The 19,486-nt window shown below is 56.9% G+C and carries 18 protein-coding genes; 6 read left to right on the top strand and 12 right to left on the bottom strand.

The window, feature by feature from the left end; all coding sequences use genetic code 11:
• Nucleotides 1-8: 8 nt before the first annotated feature.
• Nucleotides 9-1,853 (bottom strand): hypothetical protein, encoded by a 1,845-nt coding sequence (locus HUO14_RS02430; protein WP_246255169.1) that lies wholly within the window; start codon nt 1,851-1,853, stop codon nt 9-11.
• A 7-nt stretch (nt 1,854-1,860) separates the two neighbouring features.
• Nucleotides 1,861-1,995, bottom strand: coding sequence for a hypothetical protein (locus HUO14_RS16370; RefSeq protein WP_281365372.1), 135 nt, complete (start codon nt 1,993-1,995; stop codon nt 1,861-1,863).
• Nucleotides 1,996-2,154: 159 nt separating this feature from the next.
• On the opposite strand from HUO14_RS16370, the gene HUO14_RS02425 reads away from it, so the two are divergent.
• Complete coding sequence (locus HUO14_RS02425; protein ID WP_343046040.1) at nt 2,155-2,664, top strand: shikimate kinase; 510 nt, start codon at nt 2,155-2,157, stop codon at nt 2,662-2,664.
• The gene (gene aroB / locus HUO14_RS02420; protein WP_176278282.1) at nt 2,661-3,761 is read left to right on the top strand and encodes a 3-dehydroquinate synthase; all 1,101 of its coding nucleotides are present in this window, start codon (nt 2,661-2,663) and stop codon (nt 3,759-3,761) included. Before HUO14_RS02425 ends, aroB begins: the two co-directional genes overlap by 4 nt.
• Nucleotides 3,762-3,782: 21 nt before the next feature.
• Here the strand turns inward: aroB and HUO14_RS02415 are convergent, their stop codons facing one another.
• Genes HUO14_RS02415 through radA form a run of 4 tightly spaced genes read right to left on the bottom strand, consistent with a single transcriptional unit; the run spans nt 3,783 to nt 7,885 of the window.
• Nucleotides 3,783-5,549, bottom strand: coding sequence for a monovalent cation:proton antiporter-2 (CPA2) family protein (locus HUO14_RS02415; RefSeq protein ID WP_176278281.1), 1,767 nt, complete (start codon nt 5,547-5,549; stop codon nt 3,783-3,785).
• A 3-nt stretch (nt 5,550-5,552) separates the two neighbouring features.
• Nucleotides 5,553-5,990 carry an iron-sulfur cluster assembly scaffold protein gene (locus HUO14_RS02410; RefSeq protein WP_176278280.1) on the bottom strand — a complete coding sequence of 146 codons (438 nt, stop codon included), beginning with the start codon at nt 5,988-5,990 and terminating at the stop codon, nt 5,553-5,555.
• Nucleotides 5,987-6,511 (bottom strand): CvpA family protein, encoded by a 525-nt coding sequence (locus tag HUO14_RS02405; RefSeq protein WP_176278279.1) that lies wholly within the window; start codon nt 6,509-6,511, stop codon nt 5,987-5,989. Before HUO14_RS02405 ends, HUO14_RS02410 begins: the two co-directional genes overlap by 4 nt.
• A gap of 9 nt (nt 6,512-6,520) precedes the next feature.
• Complete coding sequence (gene radA / locus HUO14_RS02400) at nt 6,521-7,885, bottom strand: DNA repair protein RadA (RefSeq protein ID WP_176278278.1); 1,365 nt, start codon at nt 7,883-7,885, stop codon at nt 6,521-6,523.
• Between the two features lie 318 nt (nt 7,886-8,203).
• Between radA and HUO14_RS02395 the strand changes: the two genes are divergently transcribed.
• Nucleotides 8,204-10,555 (top strand): patatin-like protein, encoded by a 2,352-nt coding sequence (locus HUO14_RS02395; RefSeq protein WP_176278277.1) that lies wholly within the window; start codon nt 8,204-8,206, stop codon nt 10,553-10,555.
• Here HUO14_RS02395 and HUO14_RS02390 read toward each other — a convergent pair whose 3' ends face one another.
• From HUO14_RS02390 to HUO14_RS02380, 3 genes are all read right to left on the bottom strand, one after another.
• Nucleotides 10,556-11,503, bottom strand: coding sequence for an MBL fold metallo-hydrolase (locus tag HUO14_RS02390; protein ID WP_176278276.1), 948 nt, complete (start codon nt 11,501-11,503; stop codon nt 10,556-10,558).
• A 37-nt stretch (nt 11,504-11,540) separates the two neighbouring features.
• Nucleotides 11,541-12,149, bottom strand: coding sequence for a DUF6445 family protein (locus HUO14_RS02385; protein ID WP_176278737.1), 609 nt, complete (start codon nt 12,147-12,149; stop codon nt 11,541-11,543).
• Nucleotides 12,150-12,852: 703 nt separating this feature from the next.
• The gene (locus HUO14_RS02380) at nt 12,853-13,569 is read right to left on the bottom strand and encodes a helix-turn-helix transcriptional regulator (protein WP_176278275.1); all 717 of its coding nucleotides are present in this window, start codon (nt 13,567-13,569) and stop codon (nt 12,853-12,855) included.
• A gap of 327 nt (nt 13,570-13,896) precedes the next feature.
• Here HUO14_RS02380 and HUO14_RS02375 point away from each other — a divergent pair, with 327 nt between their 5' ends.
• Nucleotides 13,897-14,262 carry a hypothetical protein gene (locus tag HUO14_RS02375; protein WP_176278274.1) on the top strand — a complete coding sequence of 122 codons (366 nt, stop codon included), beginning with the start codon at nt 13,897-13,899 and terminating at the stop codon, nt 14,260-14,262.
• 103 nt (nt 14,263-14,365) lie between these two features.
• Here the strand turns inward: HUO14_RS02375 and dnaJ are convergent, their stop codons facing one another.
• Together dnaJ and dnaK are read right to left on the bottom strand one after the other, a co-directional pair.
• Complete coding sequence (gene dnaJ / locus HUO14_RS02370; protein ID WP_176278273.1) at nt 14,366-15,514, bottom strand: molecular chaperone DnaJ; 1,149 nt, start codon at nt 15,512-15,514, stop codon at nt 14,366-14,368.
• Nucleotides 15,515-15,620: 106 nt separating this feature from the next.
• Nucleotides 15,621-17,570 carry a molecular chaperone DnaK gene (gene dnaK, locus HUO14_RS02365; RefSeq protein WP_176278272.1) on the bottom strand — a complete coding sequence of 650 codons (1,950 nt, stop codon included), beginning with the start codon at nt 17,568-17,570 and terminating at the stop codon, nt 15,621-15,623.
• A 192-nt stretch (nt 17,571-17,762) separates the two neighbouring features.
• Here dnaK and HUO14_RS02360 point away from each other — a divergent pair, with 192 nt between their 5' ends.
• Nucleotides 17,763-18,212, top strand: coding sequence for a copper chaperone PCu(A)C (locus HUO14_RS02360; RefSeq protein WP_176278271.1), 450 nt, complete (start codon nt 17,763-17,765; stop codon nt 18,210-18,212).
• Between the two features lie 12 nt (nt 18,213-18,224).
• Nucleotides 18,225-18,674 (top strand): vgr related protein, encoded by a 450-nt coding sequence (locus HUO14_RS02355; protein WP_176278270.1) that lies wholly within the window; start codon nt 18,225-18,227, stop codon nt 18,672-18,674.
• 78 nt (nt 18,675-18,752) lie between these two features.
• Here HUO14_RS02355 and HUO14_RS02350 read toward each other — a convergent pair whose 3' ends face one another.
• Nucleotides 18,753-19,427 carry an OmpW/AlkL family protein gene (locus HUO14_RS02350; RefSeq protein ID WP_176278269.1) on the bottom strand — a complete coding sequence of 225 codons (675 nt, stop codon included), beginning with the start codon at nt 19,425-19,427 and terminating at the stop codon, nt 18,753-18,755.
• Nucleotides 19,428-19,486 lie beyond the last annotated feature (59 nt).

Raw genomic sequence — 19,486 nt, 5'->3', positions numbered from 1 at the left:
TGCAAAGCCTATGTCCGCGACAAGGCTTCCGCTGCAATCATCCGTGCTTCCGGCTCCAGCCCAACGCGCTTGAGGCTTTGCGTGATATGAAAGAGGTGCAATGGTGACATTGCGCGCCAGTCGCGACCTTGCATGCCGACAGCGACGAGCAACGCCACCGTACCAGACTGGCCACGCTGCGCGGCCGACTGGATTGCTCTGGTCCATCTGGTGGAGCGGCCGAGGTCAACCTCCAGGTCACTGGCAAAATCATCAATAGTCTGTTGATCGGCCCGCCCCAAGCCGGCGATCGCTGCCAGTAGAAACTTGCTGCGCAACTGCTCTTTGCTGGCGTCATCGCCGCCAAAATCACTGAGCGCACCGGACGACACCCGCATATTCTTGCTCGGCGAGGCCACAGCCAACAGAGCCCAGCCGTCACTGCCCTCATCGACAATATCCGTCCATCGCATCGCACTGCGGTCAAGACCGGCGGTCAGCATAGAAGCGATAAGGTCCGCGCTCTGTTCGCCAAGCGCAGCCGAGGGTGGAATTTTAGCGGCCGCGCGAGCGGTCAATATCTTGGCCGAATATCGCGTCAGAGCGACCCTGGAACGACCCCATAAATCGCGCATTGCCGCCAAGCGGGTTTCCGCAGTGTCGTTCGTATAGGCTTGACGCAAGGTCGATGCCAGGGCCTTGCGGTCAGCGCTCGCTTCGGGATCATCATAGGCTGCCGAATAGAGATCGACCATCGCCTGACTTGAGAATACACCCATGGCAGCCGCGGTATCTGCCGCTTTCATCCGCGAGTCCATCGAAAGCATCGGCGCACGCGCGCGCCACCCCTGCACATGTCGTCCCGCTTGAGCGTATAGACGATCCGGGGGTTCAACGCCGGTAGCCGCACCCAAACCAAAGCGCCAGTTATTGAAAAATTCGATATCGTCCCAAAGGATAGACACCGCACGGCGACCTTCAAAACCGGCGCCAATCGTTTTTTCCGCCAGCAAATAGTCTATTCCGGTGGCCGCTTTGTCGCGTCTCGCCTGTCGGAGCAGACTGCTCGCACGGCTTTGCTCACCTGAAAGAGAGGCACAAATGGGTCTAAACATGATCCATGTCGGGGCCTCGCTGACGCGCGCGCCGCCATCGACGAACGGGCAGATACCGGCCGGATCAGCGGTTGCCAAATGCGCCTGCATCGCGACTTCGTAGAGGCGTGGTGTGAAATTATCACCGTCGACTTTCAGAACCAGCAAACGGGCGGCATCGGCCTCGCCCATCAACAGCAAGCGCCAGGCACGTTCGGCGGTCCAGTCCGCCGGATTGATATTTTCGGGGCTCGTTACCTTGCTGAGCAACGCGCGCCGGAGGAGTATCGAACCCCAGCGCGAGATGATCGGACCATTGAGATTGCTGATCAGATTGGTCAGATATTGACCACCTTCTTCGCCGAAAGCATCAACCGCCAGGCCATTATGTTCCGGCGTCAACACCCCGATTTCCAACATCGACCGCCGCTCTCCGGCAGTCAGACGATATTGCGGCTGGAGTGCATCATCCAGCGCATCAAGATCCAGTTCCCCATTTTCGTCGAGCGTCAGCGACGGCAAATCCGGGTCGATTGCCGCAACAGGGCGATCTTCGACGGTCCTGCCAGACGAATCGCCTGACTGAGACGGCGCGGGCCGAGCGGAAACCGGTCCCGGGGCCGGCGTTGGCGCGGCTACCGGTGCGGGACTGGGAGCAGGAGCAGGATCGCCAAACCCGGGAGGCAAGAGAGACTCCGGCGAATTTTGCCCGAGGACCGGCAGCGCTACGAAAAGCGCGCCCAGACTCACAGCGGCAAAGGAAATATGCTTGATACGCATTCGCATCTTATTGCAGATCATCACCAATTACAGGTTTTTCAACCGGTTGCAGCGGCTGTTCGACATCCATCGAAGCCAGATAGAAAGCCGCACCGATCAAGATCACGACAAACAAAATTATATAGACTAGCTGACGCGGCATTGATGTGGTTCAATCTTTCGAACGGTTAAAAATCTAGCATAATCAGCATTGGAAATTGCACCCGTAGCCAACCGCTGTATAGCCTTTGCCCCAATGGACAAAAACATTAAAGCCTCTTTCGACAATTCAGCAGGAAATTCCGGTGAAAGACCGGATTCCGTGACGGACCAGTCGATTGTGCTCGTCGGATTGATGGGCGTGGGCAAAACCACCGTGGGGCGGCGCCTGGCCAAACAGCTTGGGCTAGGCTTTGTGGACGCCGACGAGGAAATCGAACAGGCGGCGGGCCTAACGGTCGAAGAAATATTCGACCGCTTCGGCGAAGACTATTTCCGGGACGGGGAACGGCGCGTCATCGCCCGCCTGATTGAAGGCAAACGGCAGGTTATCGCCACGGGTGGCGGCGCGTTCATGAACGAGGAAACCCGCGCGCTGATCCTGCAAAAAGCGGTCGCGATCTGGCTGGACGCTGATATCGATACTTTGGTAAAACGTGTTTCCCGGCGCAACACCCGGCCATTGCTCAAATCCGGAGACCCGGCGACAATTCTGGCCGATCTGGCGGCCAAGCGGAATCCGGTTTACGCCACCGCCCATATTCACATCATGGGCAATGATTCGCCCCATGAGATAACCGTAGACAAGATCATTAAGGCACTGCAGCGTTGACCCAAATTACCGTTGAACTAGACGATCATAGCTACCCGATCTTGGTCCAGCCCGATGCACTGGAGCAGGCAGCAACATATCTCGAAAAATTCGCCAACAACCGGCGGCTATTCATCCTGACGGATGAAAATGTCGGTCCGCAAATATTGCCCAAATTACAGCAAGCCCTTGCCGGAAGCGGGATTGAACCCGTCGTAAAAATCCTCCCTGCGGGTGAGACGAGCAAGAGCTGGCGCCAGCTGGAAGACGTTACCGACTGGTTGCTCGCGCAAGGCGTCGAGCGATCCGATACACTGGTAGCGCTCGGTGGCGGCGTCACCGGCGATCTGACCGGATTTGCCGCATCGATCGTCAAGCGGGGTTGCGGATTTGTCCAGATACCCACCAGTCTGCTTGCCCAGGTCGACAGCAGCGTCGGCGGCAAGACCGCGATCAACAGCACCGCCGGAAAGAACCTGATCGGACAATTTTATCAGCCGCGATTTGTGCTGATCGACCCCCTGGTCCTGAACAGCCTGCCCGACCGGGAATTGCGGGCCGGCTATGCCGAGGTGGTCAAATATGGATTGATCAATGACGCGAACTTCTTCACCTGGTGTGAAGCCAATAGCGGCAAACTGCTGAACCGCGATCCAGAGGCGCTCAGCGAAGCGATCATCCACAGCGTGCGTGCCAAGGCGCTGATCGTCGCGGAGGACGAGAAAGAGCTCAGCGGGCGCCGTGCCCTGCTCAATCTCGGGCATACTTTTGGTCACGCGCTCGAAGCCGAAACAGGCTTTTCGGACAAGCTCGTGCACGGTGAAGCTGTGGCGGCCGGGATGGCGCTTGCCTTTGCCTATTCTGTAAGACGCGGCCATTGCGACGCTGCCGATGCCGAACGCGTCGCTGCGCATCTGAAATCAGTCGGCCTGCCCTATAGCCTGGAGACCGCATCGGTACGGGCACCGGGACAAAGACTGGTCGACCACATGATGCACGACAAGAAAATGAGCGGCGGCACCCTGCCCTTCCTGCTTGCCAAGGGAATCGGCCAATCATATCTCGCTAACGACGTTGATTTGCAGGATGTTGCGGCGTTCTTGGAAGATTCAGACTGACCAAGCCCTGCAAAGGGAAGGTCAGAATTTCTTGGCAGGGTTGTTTTCAAATCTGAGTTCGGCACCGGCGAGCATGTCGCCTCCGGATTTCAATTGCGCTTCCAGCCGGTCACAATCGCGCTGACGAAATTCCTCGTCCACCTCTTCGATCAGACTGCTGTCCAAATCGATCGCAAACATGGTCTGCCGCGCAAGATGGACCGCTGATTCAAACATTTCCCGTTTCATCCCGGCAATCCCGAGCCCCTTGAGCGCAATCAACTGACGGCGGTCATAGACCCGGACGAAAATCTTGGTCTCGGGGAAAGACTGGATGATCGCGCGCACCTGTTCTGAACCGAATTCCTTGTCGTCCATACAGAAAACAATAGCGTCCGCTTCATGGGCTCCTGCCCGGCGCAACAGATCCACCCGCGTGCCGTCGCCGTAGAAAACCTTGGCCCCGAATTGCTGGTGAACGTCAATTTGTTCCGGCTTGATGTCGATTAGCGTCAGCGGGATTTTGGCAGCCATGAGTACCTGCGAGACTGTCTGGCCAAAGCGCCCCTGCCCGACGACAATCACCGATGCGCGGTCTGCATTGCCCGGATCATCAAGATCCGCTGACGATGCGCTCGCAGTGTTGCTAAACCTTCGCGCCAACAGCATCAAAAACGGCGTGGTCGCCATCGAGATTGTAATGATCGCACCGAACAGACTGCTCGCTTCGGGTTCGATCAAGAGCGCTTTTTCGGCTTCGGAGAATAGCACAAAACCGAATTCTCCGCCTTGGCTCAGCAACATCCCCATCGCCAGGGCCGGGTTGGTATCCATCCCGAAAAGTTTGCCAAGCCCGAAAATGATCGCGATTTTGACCGTCACCAGGGCAATAGCCGCGCCTATTATGAACAGCGGATTCTCCATCACGACGTCGAGGTCCAGCATCATGCCGACCGCTAGAAAGAAGAAACCGAGCAACAACGACCGGAACGGATCGATATCCGCTTCCAGCTCGTGCCGATAAGGAGAGTTGGCCAGCATGACACCGGCAAGAAAGGCGCCCAGAGCTGGCGACAGTCCGATAAACTCCATCAACGCGGCGCTGCCGAATACGGCCACAAGCCCCGCAACGATGAACAGCTCTCGTTCGGCAATTCTGCCGATCACTTTCAGCAGGGGCTGGAGCAGATATTTGCCGGCCAGGATGAGACCGCCGATGGCCAAAACGGCATAAACCGCGGTCAGCCACCCCGATTGCCCCCCATCCTCCTGTGGCGCCCGCGATAGCGCAGCGATTATCGTCAGCAGAGGGATGATGGATAAATCCTGGAACAACAGGATTGAGAAGCTCTTCTCCCCTGTAGGTGTATTCAGCCGGCCGGAGGATTGCAGCATCGGAAGAACCTGCGCCGTCGACGAAAGCGCCAATGGCAAGCCAATCGCAATTGAAGCGGCAAGCGTGAAGTTGGTTGTTGCCATGATCAGCAGGAACAGCGCGATCCCGCACAATACGACCTGGCTCATTCCAAGTCCGAATATCGCCTGGCGCAAGCGCATCAGCCGCGCCGGTGCCAGTTCCAGTCCGACGATGAAAAGCAGAAGGATGATCCCGATTTCAGAAAATTCAAGGATCGTTTCGGCGTTGCTGATCAACTCGAACCCTTGCGGGCCGATCAATATGCCGGCGATCAGATAACCGAGTACCGCACCGATGCCGAAGCGGCGAAAAACAAGCACCATGACCAGCGCCGCACCGAGCATGACGAAACCGCCCAGCAGCAAATCGGCCATGTGGGTTTCTGTTTCCATGATTCAGGCAGCCTTTCGTTTGGCGGCATCTGCAAAGGCCGCGATCAGCGCGTCATAAGGAAGCAGGATGGCGCCATGGCGGCCCCGATGGTCTTTGGCAACGGCCAGTTTATCCATATTTTGCCAATCTCCCGGGAAATCGGCTTTTCCCTCGAAGAAATCTGCGAGTCCGGAACGAGCGCGAACAATGTCGCCTACCGTCCGGCCGATTGCTTCAGCGCCCAATATGGCTGCCGAGGCCTGACCCAGCGCGCAGGCATTTATCGTCAGACCCAAAAGTTCGAGCGTCTCGTCGTCTGCGATAACCACATCGGCTGTGACCACGCTGCCGCAAGTCCTGGACCGCTGCTCGGCGCTGCCGTCCGGATGCTCAAGTCGTTGCTGATGCGGAATCGAGACCGCGAGACGCAATATGTCACGCGTATAGAGAGGCTCGCTCATTCTCCGGCCTCCGCAGCCTCGTCGATTGCCAGCCCCGGATCCTTGACGAAGTCGATCATTGCATTTCCACTGGCGTTGAGCAGCGGATAGGTACGCGATTCTTCAAGCCATTCCGGTCTCGCGGTTTCAGCACCATAGAGGCTGTCATAAACCAGAACCACCATCAGATAGAGCAAGGTCGCGCCAATCAGCCCCTTGACCATCCCGAAACCGAAACCGAGCACCCGGTCGATCGGACCAAGCATGGATTTGCGCGATCTGGCGCCGATTGATCTGGCGATCCAACGTCCCAGCGCATAGGTCACTATGGCTATCGATGCGAAAGCGAGCACCGATGCGCCGCTTTCGCTCCCGACCGGCTCGATCAGGCGGTCACTGATCGGAGCGTGCAGCGTCCGAACACCGATAACGACCAATATCCAGGCGCCCAGCGAAAGCGCTTCCTGAACAAAGCCTCTGAGAAAGCCAAGGACCGCAGCACCGCCCATTAAAATGAGCACAAAAATATCTAAACCCGTCATGGGCTCTAGCTAGTCACGAGCAAGCATATGGTCAACGAGATTGGCGAGTTTGGCAAATTGCAGTTTCTTCATCGTGTCGCTGCTTTTTTCGCCGGACGCCGGTATCAGCGCGCGGTCGAAGCCCAGCTTGGAGGCTTCCTTCAGGCGCAGCGGTGTGCGCGAGACCGGCCGGATTTCCCCGGACAGCGCAATTTCCCCGAATATCACGGCGTCGCTGGGCATCGGCCGTTCGGCATGGGCGGAGATCAGCGCCGCTGCTACGGCCAGATCGGCGGCGGGGTCGGTAAGACGATAGCCGCCGGCGACATTGAGATAGACCTCCGCGCCAGAGAAGCTGAGCCCGCAGCGCGCTTCCAGCACCGCCAGGATCATTGCCAGCCGTGAACTGTCCCATCCGACCACGGACCGCCGCGGGGTGGCGCCACTTGCCAGCCGCACGGTGAGCGCCTGAATTTCGACCAGAACCGGCCTTGTGCCTTCCATCGCCGGGAAGACCGTTGCTCCGGTGACTTCCTCGCTGCGGTCGGTCAGGAACAGGGCGGAGGGATTGGCCACTTCGGTGAGACCTTTTTCTTCCATCGCGAAAACGCCGATTTCGTCGGTGCCGCCAAAGCGGTTCTTGATCGAGCGAAGGATGCGATATTGATGGCTGCGCTCGCCCTCGAAGCTCATCACCGTGTCGACCATATGTTCGAGCACGCGCGGGCCGGCGATATTGCCGTCCTTGGTGACATGACCGACGAGCATCACCATCGTGCCATGTTCCTTGGCGAATTTTATGATTTCCTGCGCCGAGGCCCGGACCTGGCTAACCGTTCCCGGCGCGCCCTCGATCAGATCGCTGTGCATCGTCTGGATCGAATCGATCACGACGAAATCCGGCGCATCGCGTCCCAGCGTGGTCAGGATATCGCGCACCGAAGTCGCGGATGCCAGCTTGACTGGGGCCTTGCCCAATCCCAGCCGTCGCGCCCGCAATCGCACCTGATCAGCCGCTTCCTCGCCCGAGATATAGGCTACCGAAAGTCCTGCCTCGGCCAGTCGCGCAGAAACCTGCAGGAGCAGCGTCGACTTGCCGATCCCCGGATCGCCGCCCATCAACGTGGCAGAACCAGCCACCAGTCCACCGCCGACGGCGCGGTCAAATTCGTCGATACCGGTCTTTTTGCGGTCCGGCAGCGCGATCTCGCTGTCCAGCCCGACCAGCCGCACCTCGCGCCCGCCGCTCTGCAGATTATGCTTGGACGCAAATACCGTTTCGCCCGCTTCCTCGACCAGCGTGTTCCACTCGCTGCAATCGCCGCATTGCCCTTCCCAGCGATGCGCGATCGAGCCGCAATTCTGACAGACATATTTTTTCTTCGGTTTGGCCATGGGGCTTGTCTATCAGAACAAAGAAAGAACGCCAGTGCTTTTGAATCAAAAATTCCAGACGGGCCACCCGGCTCACGTCCCCTTGGGCCGAGAATGGATTGCGCCAGAGGAGACCGCTTCGAAACATGATCATTATCCATTGTGCGGATGGGACAAGACCGCGCTCGGTTCTTGGCAGGGACTTGGCTGTGCGAGGCTGATGCAGCAAAGGGGATTTTCAGCAGCACTGCGACAAAGTGGAAGCAACATCTGTACCCCGGAATCCCCAGCCAGTGCATTGACGCTTGCACCCTCCCCGCCATCCTGTAGTTAAAAACCATGCGGCAGAAAGAACTCAGACTTGCCTTGATCTGCTATGGCGGCGTGAGTCTGGCCATTTATATGCACGGCATCACCAAGGAAATCTGGAAACTGGCGCAGGCGAGCCGGGATTTTCATGATGGTGCGCGGGTCGACCAGTGCAGCCGCGGTATCTATTATGACATATTGGAATGGCTCGAACAGGAAACGGGCACGCGACTGCGCATCCTGCCGGATATTATTTCCGGTGCCAGTGCTGGCGGGATCAACGGCATTTTCCTGTCGCAGGCGATATTGTCCGGCCAGTCGCTCGATCCGCTGACCGACTTGTGGCTCGACACCGCCGATGTCGACAGATTGCTTGACCCCGATGCACGGCCGCTGTCGCGTTTTTCCAAATTCTGGGCCGAACCGATTGCGTGGATGGCGCTGGGCCGCAAAGGCGGCGCGGTCGAACAGACGGTGTCGAAGGAAGCGCGCGAAGAGGTCAAGATGAAGCTTTCGCGCTTCGTCCGCGCGCGCTGGTTCGCACCGCCCTTTGGCGGCAAGGTGTTCAGCGGACTGATCTGGGATGCGCTGGCGGCGGTGCGGGCGACCGAGCGCGGGCCGCGCCTGCTGCCTCCGGGCCAGCCGCTTGATCTGTTTGTGACCGTCACAGATTTTGTCGGCCATCCCGAAAAGCTGCAACTCCACAGCCCGCCGGACGCGCTCGAGATGGAACATCGCATCACGATCGGCTTTTCTACGAGAGGTAAGCGAGACGATGCGATTGCCGACCCCGCAGCGCTGACCTTTGCCGGTCGCGCCACCGCCAGTTTTCCCGGTGCTTTTCCTCCGTTCACGGTGCGGGAGCTGGACGGACTTCTGGCAGAGCACGGCTATGTCTGGGAAGGACGTTCGGCCTTCCTGAAGCGTATCTTGCCCAGCCAGTTTCTCGCCGGAACCGCAGAGGATACAGTATTGATCGACGGCTCCGTCCTCGCCAATGCGCCGTTCGCGCAGGCGATCGAAGCCTTGAAGAACCGTCCTGCGAAGCGGGAGGTCGATCGCCGCTTTGTCTATATTGATCCACGGCCCGATCTCGATGTGGCGAAAAGCGATCGCGCGATGCAGCGCCTGCAAGCCGTGCAGGAGGCAGAGAACGAAGCACTGCCCGGCTTCTTCTCGACGATCTTCGGCGCCATCTCGAACATTCCGCGGGAACAGCCGATCCGCGACAATCTCAACGCCATTGCCGGACGATCCAACCGGATCACGCAGATGCGTCTGATTACCGAGAATTTGCGGGGCGAGGTCGAGCAGCATGTCGAAAGCCTGTTCGGCCGGACCTTTTTCCTCGACCGTCCGACAGCCGCGCGGGTGGCCGCCTGGCGTCGCAAGTCGCGGGACAAGGCTGCCAAGCTCTCCGGTTTTTCCTACAGCGCCTATGGCCACCTCAAGCTGGCGACGGTGATCGAGGATATTGCTCATACCGTGCGCCGGGCGAAATCCGATCCCAATGCTCATAACCACCCCGGTCTGCGCGATGCGCTCTGGGCCGAGATACGCCGTATCGGGCTCGACAATGTCGGACAGAAGAGCGGCGGACCGACCAAGCTGGCAGCGGAGTTTTTCCGTCAGCATGACCTGGGTTTCCGGGTGCGGCGACTTCGCTTCATGGCGCGGCAGCTTGCAGAAGATCTCGACCGTGCCAATCTCGCCGATTCCGAGGCCATGGAAGGCATGCATGATGTCATCTATGACTGCCTTTCGCTTTATCTCGAGCGCGAGACCATCGATTATCTCGGCGACGATTTTATCGTTCTGGCCGAACAGGCGGAGATCCGGCCCGGGGCGATGCTGACAGCACTGGCCAAGGCCCGGGACCTCACCGCTGCCGACGCGATTGTCGATGCCAGACTGGCGGCGGCACTGGCGATGATCCCGAAGGCGGAAAAGCGGTCAATGCTGCTCGCCTTCCTCGGTTTTCCTTTCTACGATATCGCAACCCTGCCGCTGCTTCAGGGCGAAGGGCTCGACGAATTCGATCCGATCAAGGTTGACCGTATCTCGCCGGAAGATGCCAGGACGATCCGCAAGGGTGGCGTAGCGGCGACGCTAAAGGGCATCGAGTTCAACAATTTCGGTGCCTTTTTCAGCCGCAGCTACCGCGAAAATGACTATCTCTGGGGTCGCCTCCATGGCGCCGACCGGATGATCGACATCATGCTGTCCACCCTGCCCATTGCCAAAAGGCCTGGTGAGGAGACCATTCTGGGCTTCAAGAAAACCATCTTCCACCAGATCGTCGACGAAGAGGAACCCCGTCTCACAAAAGTTGCCCCGTTGATCGCCTCCTTGCGCGACGAAATCGACAACGCGACACTCTAGCTAGTGAGGCTGCTCTTCGGCGTGCACCGGCTTTTGCAGGCTTTTGTAAACCGCTTCGACAAAGGCATCTCCCCCGACAAACGCATCCGGATTATTGTCCCATTGCGCAGCCGGTTTCATCGCCTGCACTTTTTCGAGTGACTTGCCTTCACCCTGCGCCTTTTCCACCGCGCCGATAACCGTCTTCAACATGTCGCGATAGGCTGTCAGATCCGCCCTGGTCGCCATTGGCCCGTGACCTGGAATGATCCTGGTCTCGTCATCGACCATCGCGAGTGCCTGTTCGGCCGCTGCGAGCACACCGCGAACATTACCACCGCTGCCCAGGTCAATGAAGGGAAGACTCATCTTGTTGAAGAACAAGTCGCCCATGTGCAGCACATTGGCCTTTTTCCAGAAAATGATGCTGTCGCCGTCGGTGTGGCCATGCTTCATGTGCCTGACCTGCACTTCGTCGCCATTGAGGTGAAGCTTCAGGCCATCGTGATAGGTCACGGTGGGCAGTGCTTCGGCAGGCGAAGCGGGATCATTGCCGCGTCCCGACTTCTGGATACCGAGCATCCGTTCGCGGACATGGTCATGGGCCATGATCAGAGCGCCGGCCTTGCCGAAATTCTCGTTTCCGCCGCTGTGATCACCATGCCAGTGAGTGTTGATCAGATATTTGACCGGCTCCGCGCCCAACTCCGCGATTGCCGCTTCTATCTTGGGGGTCAGCGGCGCGAATTGATCGTCGATCAGCACCGTGCCGTCCGGACCATAGGAAACCCCGATATTTCCCCCTGCCCCGAATAGCACCGCGATACCCTCGCCCAATGGCTCCGCCTTGATTTCCACCGCGGCGAAGCGGTCAGTTTCTTGCGCTATGCTTTCGGAGCAAGCGGACATGGCGAGCGATGTGGTCGCCAGCAAAGCGAGACTGAATGAGGTTTTGAGAGTGCGGTACATGGGAAATTCTCCTTGGGGCGAAATTGCTTTTAACCGATCATGTATCTTTGGCAAAAAACATCAGATTTACCAACCGGCCATCTTGCGGCGTCTTGCCAAACGCAGGCCCGCTGTTGTGAAACATCCACGGGCTGAACAGGATCAGCCGATTGAAGCGCATCGGCACGGTCATCACCTTTGTCCATTTTGCCGGATGATTGGTGTCCTTGTTGACCACATCCTCGATCAGCGCATTTATGTCGGAATAACCGGCTTTCATTATTCCCTGCATATCCGTCGGAACACGCTCCAGACCGGTCCGCTTGTGACGGAAAAAGTCGGTCCCGCCCTTGCAATGTTCGGGCAGCGACAAATAGAGTATTCCGGAATAGAAAGCCGGATCGATATGCACGCCGCTGCGCCCCTTGTCGCCTTTCAGCGTCACCCGACAATGCAGATGGCTGGTGTTGGGCGCGGCCTTGACCGATGCGTTGATGATGGATGATATCCGGTCATTCAACCCCTGGATATCCAGCGGCTTGGTCGAGATATGGCCGGGGTAATTGCCCTGTTTGTTTTCGGGATCATAATCCAGAGCCAGAGCGGCGTTGCGCGCCGCTACGGGGTCGGAAATAAAATCGTCAAGAATGAGCAGCGACGGCAGCATCACGAAGCTCTCCGACAGGATTGACCCGAATCAGCCGTTGGATGAAGCAGGCGGTCTGCGTTCATTTTACGAGCCGATGATCTGACGAACTTTACATAGTTTACAGGGTTAAGAAATTCAGTCCGCTCTTTCCCTTTCACCCCCAAATAGCGACTCAAACCACTGGTAAAGTGAGAGAAATCGAAAAAGGCCGGAATGCGGTACATTTGCTACCACTATCACAGATAGCGAGCGGTAGGACATTAATTTTTCGTCCGTGTTCGCCCGTTCACGACCAGAATTATAGCGATTTTCGGCAATATGTCAGCGCGTCGGCTACGCTTTGCCCAATGCGATAAAAATCAACGCAATGCTGACGCAATCGTCGACAATCCGCGCATCTCTGGCCTGATCCGCCAGCCAAAATAAAAGTTCCGTGCTAACGGTTAATCGGCCCGACTTCTGGCCGTTACTAGTTCTGATTGATGATTTCTCAGAAATATTCACATTCGCATTGGCACCGTCCCCACACTGTCCCATGCGATGTGATCAAGACCAAAATTTCTGAGCTTCGATCTAGCGGGTCGGGTTGGCTGGTCCCTTCCTGACCCGCTTATCATTCACCATCAAGCTCTTGCGAACTCACCCTGATTACATTGGGGAAATGGGGGTCCCGGCAGGGGAACCAAGATCGAGCGCGTCACTTGCTGTCGGCACGCGCCGGTCAGCGCAGCTTGATCAGAGAACTGCTCAGCCCGACGATGACAGCAGATATCCGGTCATGGACATTCAGCTTCTTGAACAGGCGCCGGATATAGGTGTCGATCGTAGCTTCGGAAATGGCTAATATTGTCGCCATATCCCCGTTCGATTTACCGCGGGAGATCCAGTATAGCACCTCCCCTTCCCGCTCCGAAAGAACGGGCAAGCTCTCACCCGCCTGATTGATAATCGCACAAATTCGCCGGTGGCAAGACTGGGCAAGCCCGATCAACGGCCTTACGACTGCCTCATCTTCCGACGAAATGGCCTTGCCGAAATTCATCGAAAAATAGGAATTTCTGCTCTGTGGACCGAAAAGCGGAACCGCCACACCATCAATAAAGCCCTTCTCGATCGAGACTTTCAAAAAGTTCTGGTGCTTTTCAGTCAGTTTCTGATCGGCGATTACCTGCTTCCAGGTCATTACATGGCCTATGGACATGACATGATCGGGAATGGGATCGGATTCCATGAAATCCGGGTCGAGATAGGTCGAGATGATATCTTGCGGATATCCGGCATGAAATACCGATGAACGCTTCGATACCTGGGAATAGAAAGGAGGAGTAAGGTGATAGGATATGGCAGTGACGCCCTCGGCCATCAACTGGTCGGACAAGTTATTCAGCTCCAGATAAACTGAATTGCCTTCCTTGACCGGATTCCATTTAAACACCATGCTTGGGACACACATTTCTAGCCATGGCATTCCTCAAGGGCAGCGAGTTTCGTCGCGCGTAATCCCTAGAAAAGAATATCACCATGCTAAAGCTTATAGCCGAAGCCGAGACAGGGGATAGGATAAAAAGGACAAATGCCGGGGGCTACCGTCCTCACTCGGAAATCGGACAATGGAGAGGCTGACCGAACCTGCCCCGTGGCAGCGTGACGTGTCTAATGGCCAGCGTTGTCATAGTAGTGGACGAAACTTCCATTTAAAAGATTAGAGACTATAAAAATTATGTTATCTGAAATCGAGCGCATATTTCCAAATAATTGCAAGAACATGAAGATCGACATTGATGATGTAATTGGCGTGCGGAAAAACCGCTCACAATTGTTCAATGAACAGTATTTTGCCAATAAATTCTGGGACATAATATTGGTATTATATAGCCAAGAGGTGAATGATCGCCCGATAAATGCGCAAGGAATTTCTTCGAAGCTCGACATCGATCAGGGAAAGGTTCTGCGATATCTGAAGGTCCTTTCAGCGGACAATCTCGTCTGTGCTTATGACCAGATGGCAGAAGATCAGTTCAATATTGCGGATGACAATTTGTCACTGACCCGCGCCGGGTTTGAAAATACGGCTACTGTCATCCAGCAGATGCGGCGTGTTTTTGGTCAAAGCGAAAATCAACACAGCTGATCTGGACAGGAATGCGCCTGCTCGGCTCCGACAGCCGCACAATTTCGCCCGATTGACGGATTGATTTCAGAATGCCGCCAGCGATGACGCTGACGGCACTCAGTCACTCGGTCAAATCTTCCCAGGCATCTTTCAGCTTGCCGAAGAAACCTGTCGAATTGGGCGTTTCGTCGCCCGTTTCGGTCTCCTGGAAATCACGCAGAATCTGCCGCTGCTGCTTGGACAGCTTGGTCGGCGTTTCGACTTCAATCTGGATCACCATGTCACCATTGCCGCGACCGCGCAGAACCGGCATGCCGGCACCGCGCTGGTGGATCTGCTTGCCGCTCTGGATACCGGCGGGGATACGGATATCATGTTTCTCGCCATCAAGGCCGGGAATGGTGATTTCACCGCCGAGCGCTGCCAATGTGAAGCTGATCGGAGCGCGGGTGAACAAAGTTGTCCCTTCGCGTTCAAAAATATCATGCCGTATCAGGTGTATGAAAATATAGAGATCGCCAGCTGGCGCGCCGCGCGCGCCGGCCTCGCCCTTTCCGGTCAGACGAATACGCGTGCCGGTATCGACACCCGCAGGGATATCGACTTCCAGCGTTTGTGGCTTGTCGACCTTGCCCTCGCCGTAACAGACATGACACGGGCTTTCGATTACCTCGCCACGCCCCTGACAACTGGCGCAAGTGCGCTCGACGACGAAGAAGCCCTGCTGGGCCCTTACTTTTCCGTGCCCCTGGCAGGTTCCGCACCGCTGGACACCGGTGCCCGGCTCTGCGCCGGAACCATCGCACTCGTCACAACCGACCGAAACATCGATTTCAATTTCGGTGTGCTTGCCGTGGAACGCGTCTTCCAGCGTAATTTCCATATCATAGCGCAGGTCGGCGCCGCGGGCCGGACCGCGTTGCTGCTGCTGGCCGCCGAAGCCACCGCCACCACCGCCAAATATGGTTTCGAATATATCGCCAATGTCATTGAAAGCAGCGCCCGCAAAACCGCCGCCGCCGGCATTGTTGCCGCCGCCGTTGGTGAATGCCGCGTGGCCGTAACGATCATATGCCGCGCGCTTCTGCGGGTCCTTCAGGACGTCATAGGCTTCGCTGATCGACTTGAATTTGGATTCTGCTGCTGCATCGCCCGGATTCTTGTCCGGGTGCCACTGCATCGCCAGCTTGCGATAGGAGGATTTCAGCGTCGCGCCATCGCAGTCACGCGAGACGTTCAACTGTTCGTAATAGTCAACTTCGGATGCCATATTCATGCTTCCCAATAAGCGAGAAGATCGTCGCCCCGGCAAAAGCCGGGGCCGCTGACATCAATCGCCAGCGGCTCCCGCCAGAGCGGGAGCGACGGTCTCATCTTTATTCAGCCGCCTTGGCATCATCTTTCTTGTCACCGTCTTCCGAGTCATCGACTTCGGAGAACTCGGCATCGACAACATCATCGTCAGCCGCCTTGGCCGCGGCATCTGCTGCTGCAGCGTCACCGGCGTCACCGCCTGCTGCCTGCTCGGCTTCGTAGATTTTCTGACCCATTTGCATGGAAACCTGTGCCAGCGCTTCGGACTTGGTCGTCATCGCTTCGGGATCGCCACCTTCGATGGCTTCCTTGGTTTCCTTCACCGCCGCTTCGATCTGGCCTTTGAGGTCGGCGTCAATCTTGTCGCCATGCTCTTCAAGCTGCTTCTCGGTGGTGTGGACAAGACTTTCGGCATTATTCTTGGCTTCCGCCTCGGCACGCCGTTTCTTGTCTTCTTCGGCAAATTTCTCGGCATCCTGAACCATCTGGTCGATATCGCTATCGCTCAGACCACCGGAAGCCTGGATCTTGATCTGCTGTTCCTTGCCCGTGCCCTTGTCTTTCGCGGACACGTTGACGATGCCGTTGGCATCAATGTCGAAGGTCACGTCAATCTGCGGCACGCCACGCGGTGCGGGCGGGATACCGACCAGATCGAACTGGCCGAGCATCTTGTTGTCCGCTGCCATTTCGCGTTCGCCCTGGAAGACACGGATCGTCACCGCGCCCTGATTGTCATCAGCGGTCGAGTAGACTTGCGATTTCTTCGTCGGGATCGTGGTGTTGCGGTCGATCATGCGCGTAAACACGCCGCCGAGGGTTTCGATACCCAGCGACAATGGTGTCACGTCGAGCAGCAATACGTCCTTGACGTCGCCCTGCAGAACGCCTGCCTGAATGGCGGCGCCCATGGCTACAACTTCGTCAGGGTTCACGCCAACATGCGGTTCCTTGCCGAAGAATTTCTGTACCGTTTCGCGGACCAGCGGCATGCGGGTCATACCGCCGACCATGACGACATCGTCGATCTCGCTGGCTTCGACGCCGGCATCCTTGAGAGCCTTCTTGCAAGGGTCGAGCGTGCGCTTGACGAGATCGCCAACCAGCTTTTCCAGATCGGAGCGGCTGATCGATTTGACCAGATGCTTTGGTCCGTTCTGGTCTGCGGTGATGAACGGCAGGTTGATTTCGGTAGTCTGCGCGCTCGACAGTTCGATCTTCGCTTTTTCGGCAGCTTCCTTGAGACGCTGCAGCGCGAGCTTGTCCTTGGTCAGGTCGATGCTCTCGGCCTTCTTGAAGTCAGCGGCGAGAAATTCGACCAGCTTGGCATCAAAATCTTCACCACCGAGGAAGGTGTCGCCGTTGGTCGATTTCACCTCGAAAACGCCATCGCCGATTTCCAGGATGGAAATATCGAATGTACCACCGCCAAGGTCATAGACGGCAATCGTCTTGCCTTCGCTCTTGTCGAGGCCGTAGGCCAAGGCAGCTGCGGTTGGCTCGTTGATGATGCGCAGCACTTCGAGACCGGCGATCTTGCCGGCGTCCTTGGTCGCCTGACGCTGGGCGTCGTTAAAATAGGCAGGTGTGGTGATCACGGCCTGCGTCACGGTCTCGCCCAGATAGGCTTCGGCCGTTTCTTTCATCTTCTGCAACGTATAGGCAGATATCTGCGACGGGCTGTAATCTTCGCCGCCGGCTTTCACCCATGCGTCGCCGTTGCTGCCCTTTACAATCTCGTAAGGAACCAGCTCCATATCTTTTTTCGTCATCGGATCATCGAACCGGCGACCGATCAGACGCTTCACGGCAAAAATAGTGCTTTCCGGGTTGGTCACTGCCTGGCGCTTGGCCGGCTGACCAATCAGGCGCTCGCCATCCTTGGTAAATGCGACGACAGACGGGGTCGTCCGTGCGCCTTCCGAATTTTCAATTACCTTTGGCTTTCCGCCATCCATAACGGCAACACAGCTGTTGGTGGTGCCCAGATCGATTCCAATAACTTTACCCATAATTCCCTCAATCAATTTTCTAACATTAGCAAAATTGCCGCCCGGCCCTAGTTAAATGGCACCGTTACGGCTTCGCAATGCGATATAGGTGGCATTTTTCTTGGCACAAGGCATCGGACATCCTACATTTGAAAAATCAACGCAAAACACCCATATCGGGATGGATTTATTAGGTTTAACTGAGGTGTCAGAATGAATAAGATTTCCATCATGCTCGCCGCATCGGCATCGTTATTGCTGGGTTCCTGCGGTCAGGGAGACATATTGTTCGCCGATAACGCTGTGGTCAATCTGTCCCCGGTCGAGGGCAATCCTTCTGCTGGCTATATGGATCTGCATGGCGGGCGCGTCGATGTTGAACTGGTCGGCGTCACTTCCGACGACGTTCTCCGCCTGGAAATGCACGAGACGATCGAGAAAGACGGAATGATGAGCATGGAACCGCTCAAGTCAATTCCGGTACCGGCAGGGAAGACCGTGAAGCTCGAGCCCGGCGGAAAGCACCTGATGATCTGGGGCGTGGGCGACTATTCGAAGCAGCGTGGGTTGTTGAAGATGATATTGATCTATTCCAACAATGACCGCATCGAAATTGACGCGGTGATCAAGAAGGCCGGTGACCCCGCACCCGTTGCCGAATAATCGGGAATCCGAATGACCGGCCGTGCGCTGACCGAGGCGGAAATTGGATTATGCATGTCCATTTTCGGCGAGGCGATCGACTATGACCGGGTCATGGTGTTCAACCGCAAATGGTGGCTGTTCCAGCATCCACGCGTCACCATGGCGCCGGATGGCAATCTCTGGTTTCACCCGAAGAGCAATCTCTTCTGCGACGATTTCTGTGGGTCACCGCGCAATATCCAGGCGCTGTTCATTCACGAAATGGTCCATGTCTGGCAACATCAGCAGGGGATATTCCTACCCTTGGCGCGCTATCCCTTCGCCCGATATGATTATGAACTGCTGCCGGGGAAGATTTTCTCCGAATATGGTGTTGAACAGCAGGCAGAGATCGTCAGCCACTATTTTCTGCTGAAACAGGGCGCCCAATTGAAAAATGGCTACCACATTGCAGATTATGGTGGACTACTGCCATTCTGAACAACGATACGGCGAGAAACGGAGATGGCCGGGAAGCATTGCCGCCCGACCACCATCGTCTGATTAATTACCGATTGCCTAGAAGCGATAGGCCAGTCCGGCGCTGACCACCCATGGGTCGATTCTGTGGCGCGTTCGCAAGACTTCGGTGTTGCCGGCAAACCAGCGTGCGGTCGTGTTGACGAAGTAGCGCTTTGCATCGACGCTCAGGCCCAGCCCATTGTCATTGATCGGCAGATCAAAGCCGGCCTGCAGCGCGAAGCCGACCTTGTCGTTCATTTTCTGCCGCGTGGCGCCCAGCGCCTGAGCCGTATCGCCAGCCTTTTCGTCGATGAAAATGAAATAGGTCGGTCCGGCTCCGATATAGGGTTTGAACCCGCTGCCATCACCGAAATGATATTTCGCGGTCAGCGTCGCGGGGATGATATTTGCGTTGGACACCAGCCCTGCTCCATCCAGAGGTCCGGTACCGGTCACGTCATGCTGGGTGACGCAGCAAATGGTTTCCAGCGAGATATTCGGTGTGAAAAAATATTCAGCGGCAATCGTCGGCACGAAATTGTCATCGGCCTCGGTCTGTGTGCCAGCCGGCAATCCGATATTGTCGAGTTCGACCGAGGTAATCTTGCCATCGGGTGCCACCAGCGTGGCGAGAGCCTTGACTTGAATCTTGCCGTCGGGTGCTCCGGCGATTGCCGTTCCGCTCATCGCCAATGCCGCGACAGCTGCCGCGAACTTCAGTTTTTTCTTCATATGATCCGGTCCTTGTGCACTTGCTATCTGGTTGGTGACCGGAGCCACTAGCTGGGTGG

The organism is Parasphingorhabdus flavimaris (assembly GCF_013371215.1).
Classification (GTDB): Bacteria; Pseudomonadota; Alphaproteobacteria; order Sphingomonadales; family Sphingomonadaceae; genus Parasphingorhabdus; species Parasphingorhabdus flavimaris.
The sequence above is the reverse complement of the archived record's forward strand: the minus strand, read 5'-3'. Positions and strand labels throughout refer to the sequence as shown.

Coding starts and splice junctions, on each gene's coding strand:
- HUO14_RS02430 (WP_246255169.1), bottom strand. CDS start 1,853: ATGCGTATCAAGCATATTTCCTTTGCCGCTGTGAGTCTGGGCGCGCTT.
- HUO14_RS16370 (WP_281365372.1), bottom strand. CDS start 1,995: ATGCCGCGTCAGCTAGTCTATATAATTTTGTTTGTCGTGATCTTGATC.
- HUO14_RS02415 (WP_176278281.1), bottom strand. CDS start 5,549: ATGGAAACAGAAACCCACATGGCCGATTTGCTGCTGGGCGGTTTCGTC.
- HUO14_RS02410 (WP_176278280.1), bottom strand. CDS start 5,990: ATGAGCGAGCCTCTCTATACGCGTGACATATTGCGTCTCGCGGTCTCG.
- HUO14_RS02405 (WP_176278279.1), bottom strand. CDS start 6,511: ATGACGGGTTTAGATATTTTTGTGCTCATTTTAATGGGCGGTGCTGCG.
- radA (WP_176278278.1), bottom strand. CDS start 7,885: ATGGCCAAACCGAAGAAAAAATATGTCTGTCAGAATTGCGGCTCGATC.
- HUO14_RS02395 (WP_176278277.1), top strand. CDS start 8,204: ATGCGGCAGAAAGAACTCAGACTTGCCTTGATCTGCTATGGCGGCGTG.
- HUO14_RS02390 (WP_176278276.1), bottom strand. CDS start 11,503: ATGTACCGCACTCTCAAAACCTCATTCAGTCTCGCTTTGCTGGCGACC.
- HUO14_RS02385 (WP_176278737.1), bottom strand. CDS start 12,149: ATGCTGCCGTCGCTGCTCATTCTTGACGATTTTATTTCCGACCCCGTA.
- HUO14_RS02380 (WP_176278275.1), bottom strand. CDS start 13,569: ATGGTGTTTAAATGGAATCCGGTCAAGGAAGGCAATTCAGTTTATCTG.
- HUO14_RS02375 (WP_176278274.1), top strand. CDS start 13,897: ATGAAGATCGACATTGATGATGTAATTGGCGTGCGGAAAAACCGCTCA.
- dnaJ (WP_176278273.1), bottom strand. CDS start 15,514: ATGGCATCCGAAGTTGACTATTACGAACAGTTGAACGTCTCGCGTGAC.
- dnaK (WP_176278272.1), bottom strand. CDS start 17,570: ATGGGTAAAGTTATTGGAATCGATCTGGGCACCACCAACAGCTGTGTT.
- HUO14_RS02360 (WP_176278271.1), top strand. CDS start 17,763: ATGAATAAGATTTCCATCATGCTCGCCGCATCGGCATCGTTATTGCTG.
- HUO14_RS02355 (WP_176278270.1), top strand. CDS start 18,225: ATGACCGGCCGTGCGCTGACCGAGGCGGAAATTGGATTATGCATGTCC.
- HUO14_RS02350 (WP_176278269.1), bottom strand. CDS start 19,427: ATGAAGAAAAAACTGAAGTTCGCGGCAGCTGTCGCGGCATTGGCGATG.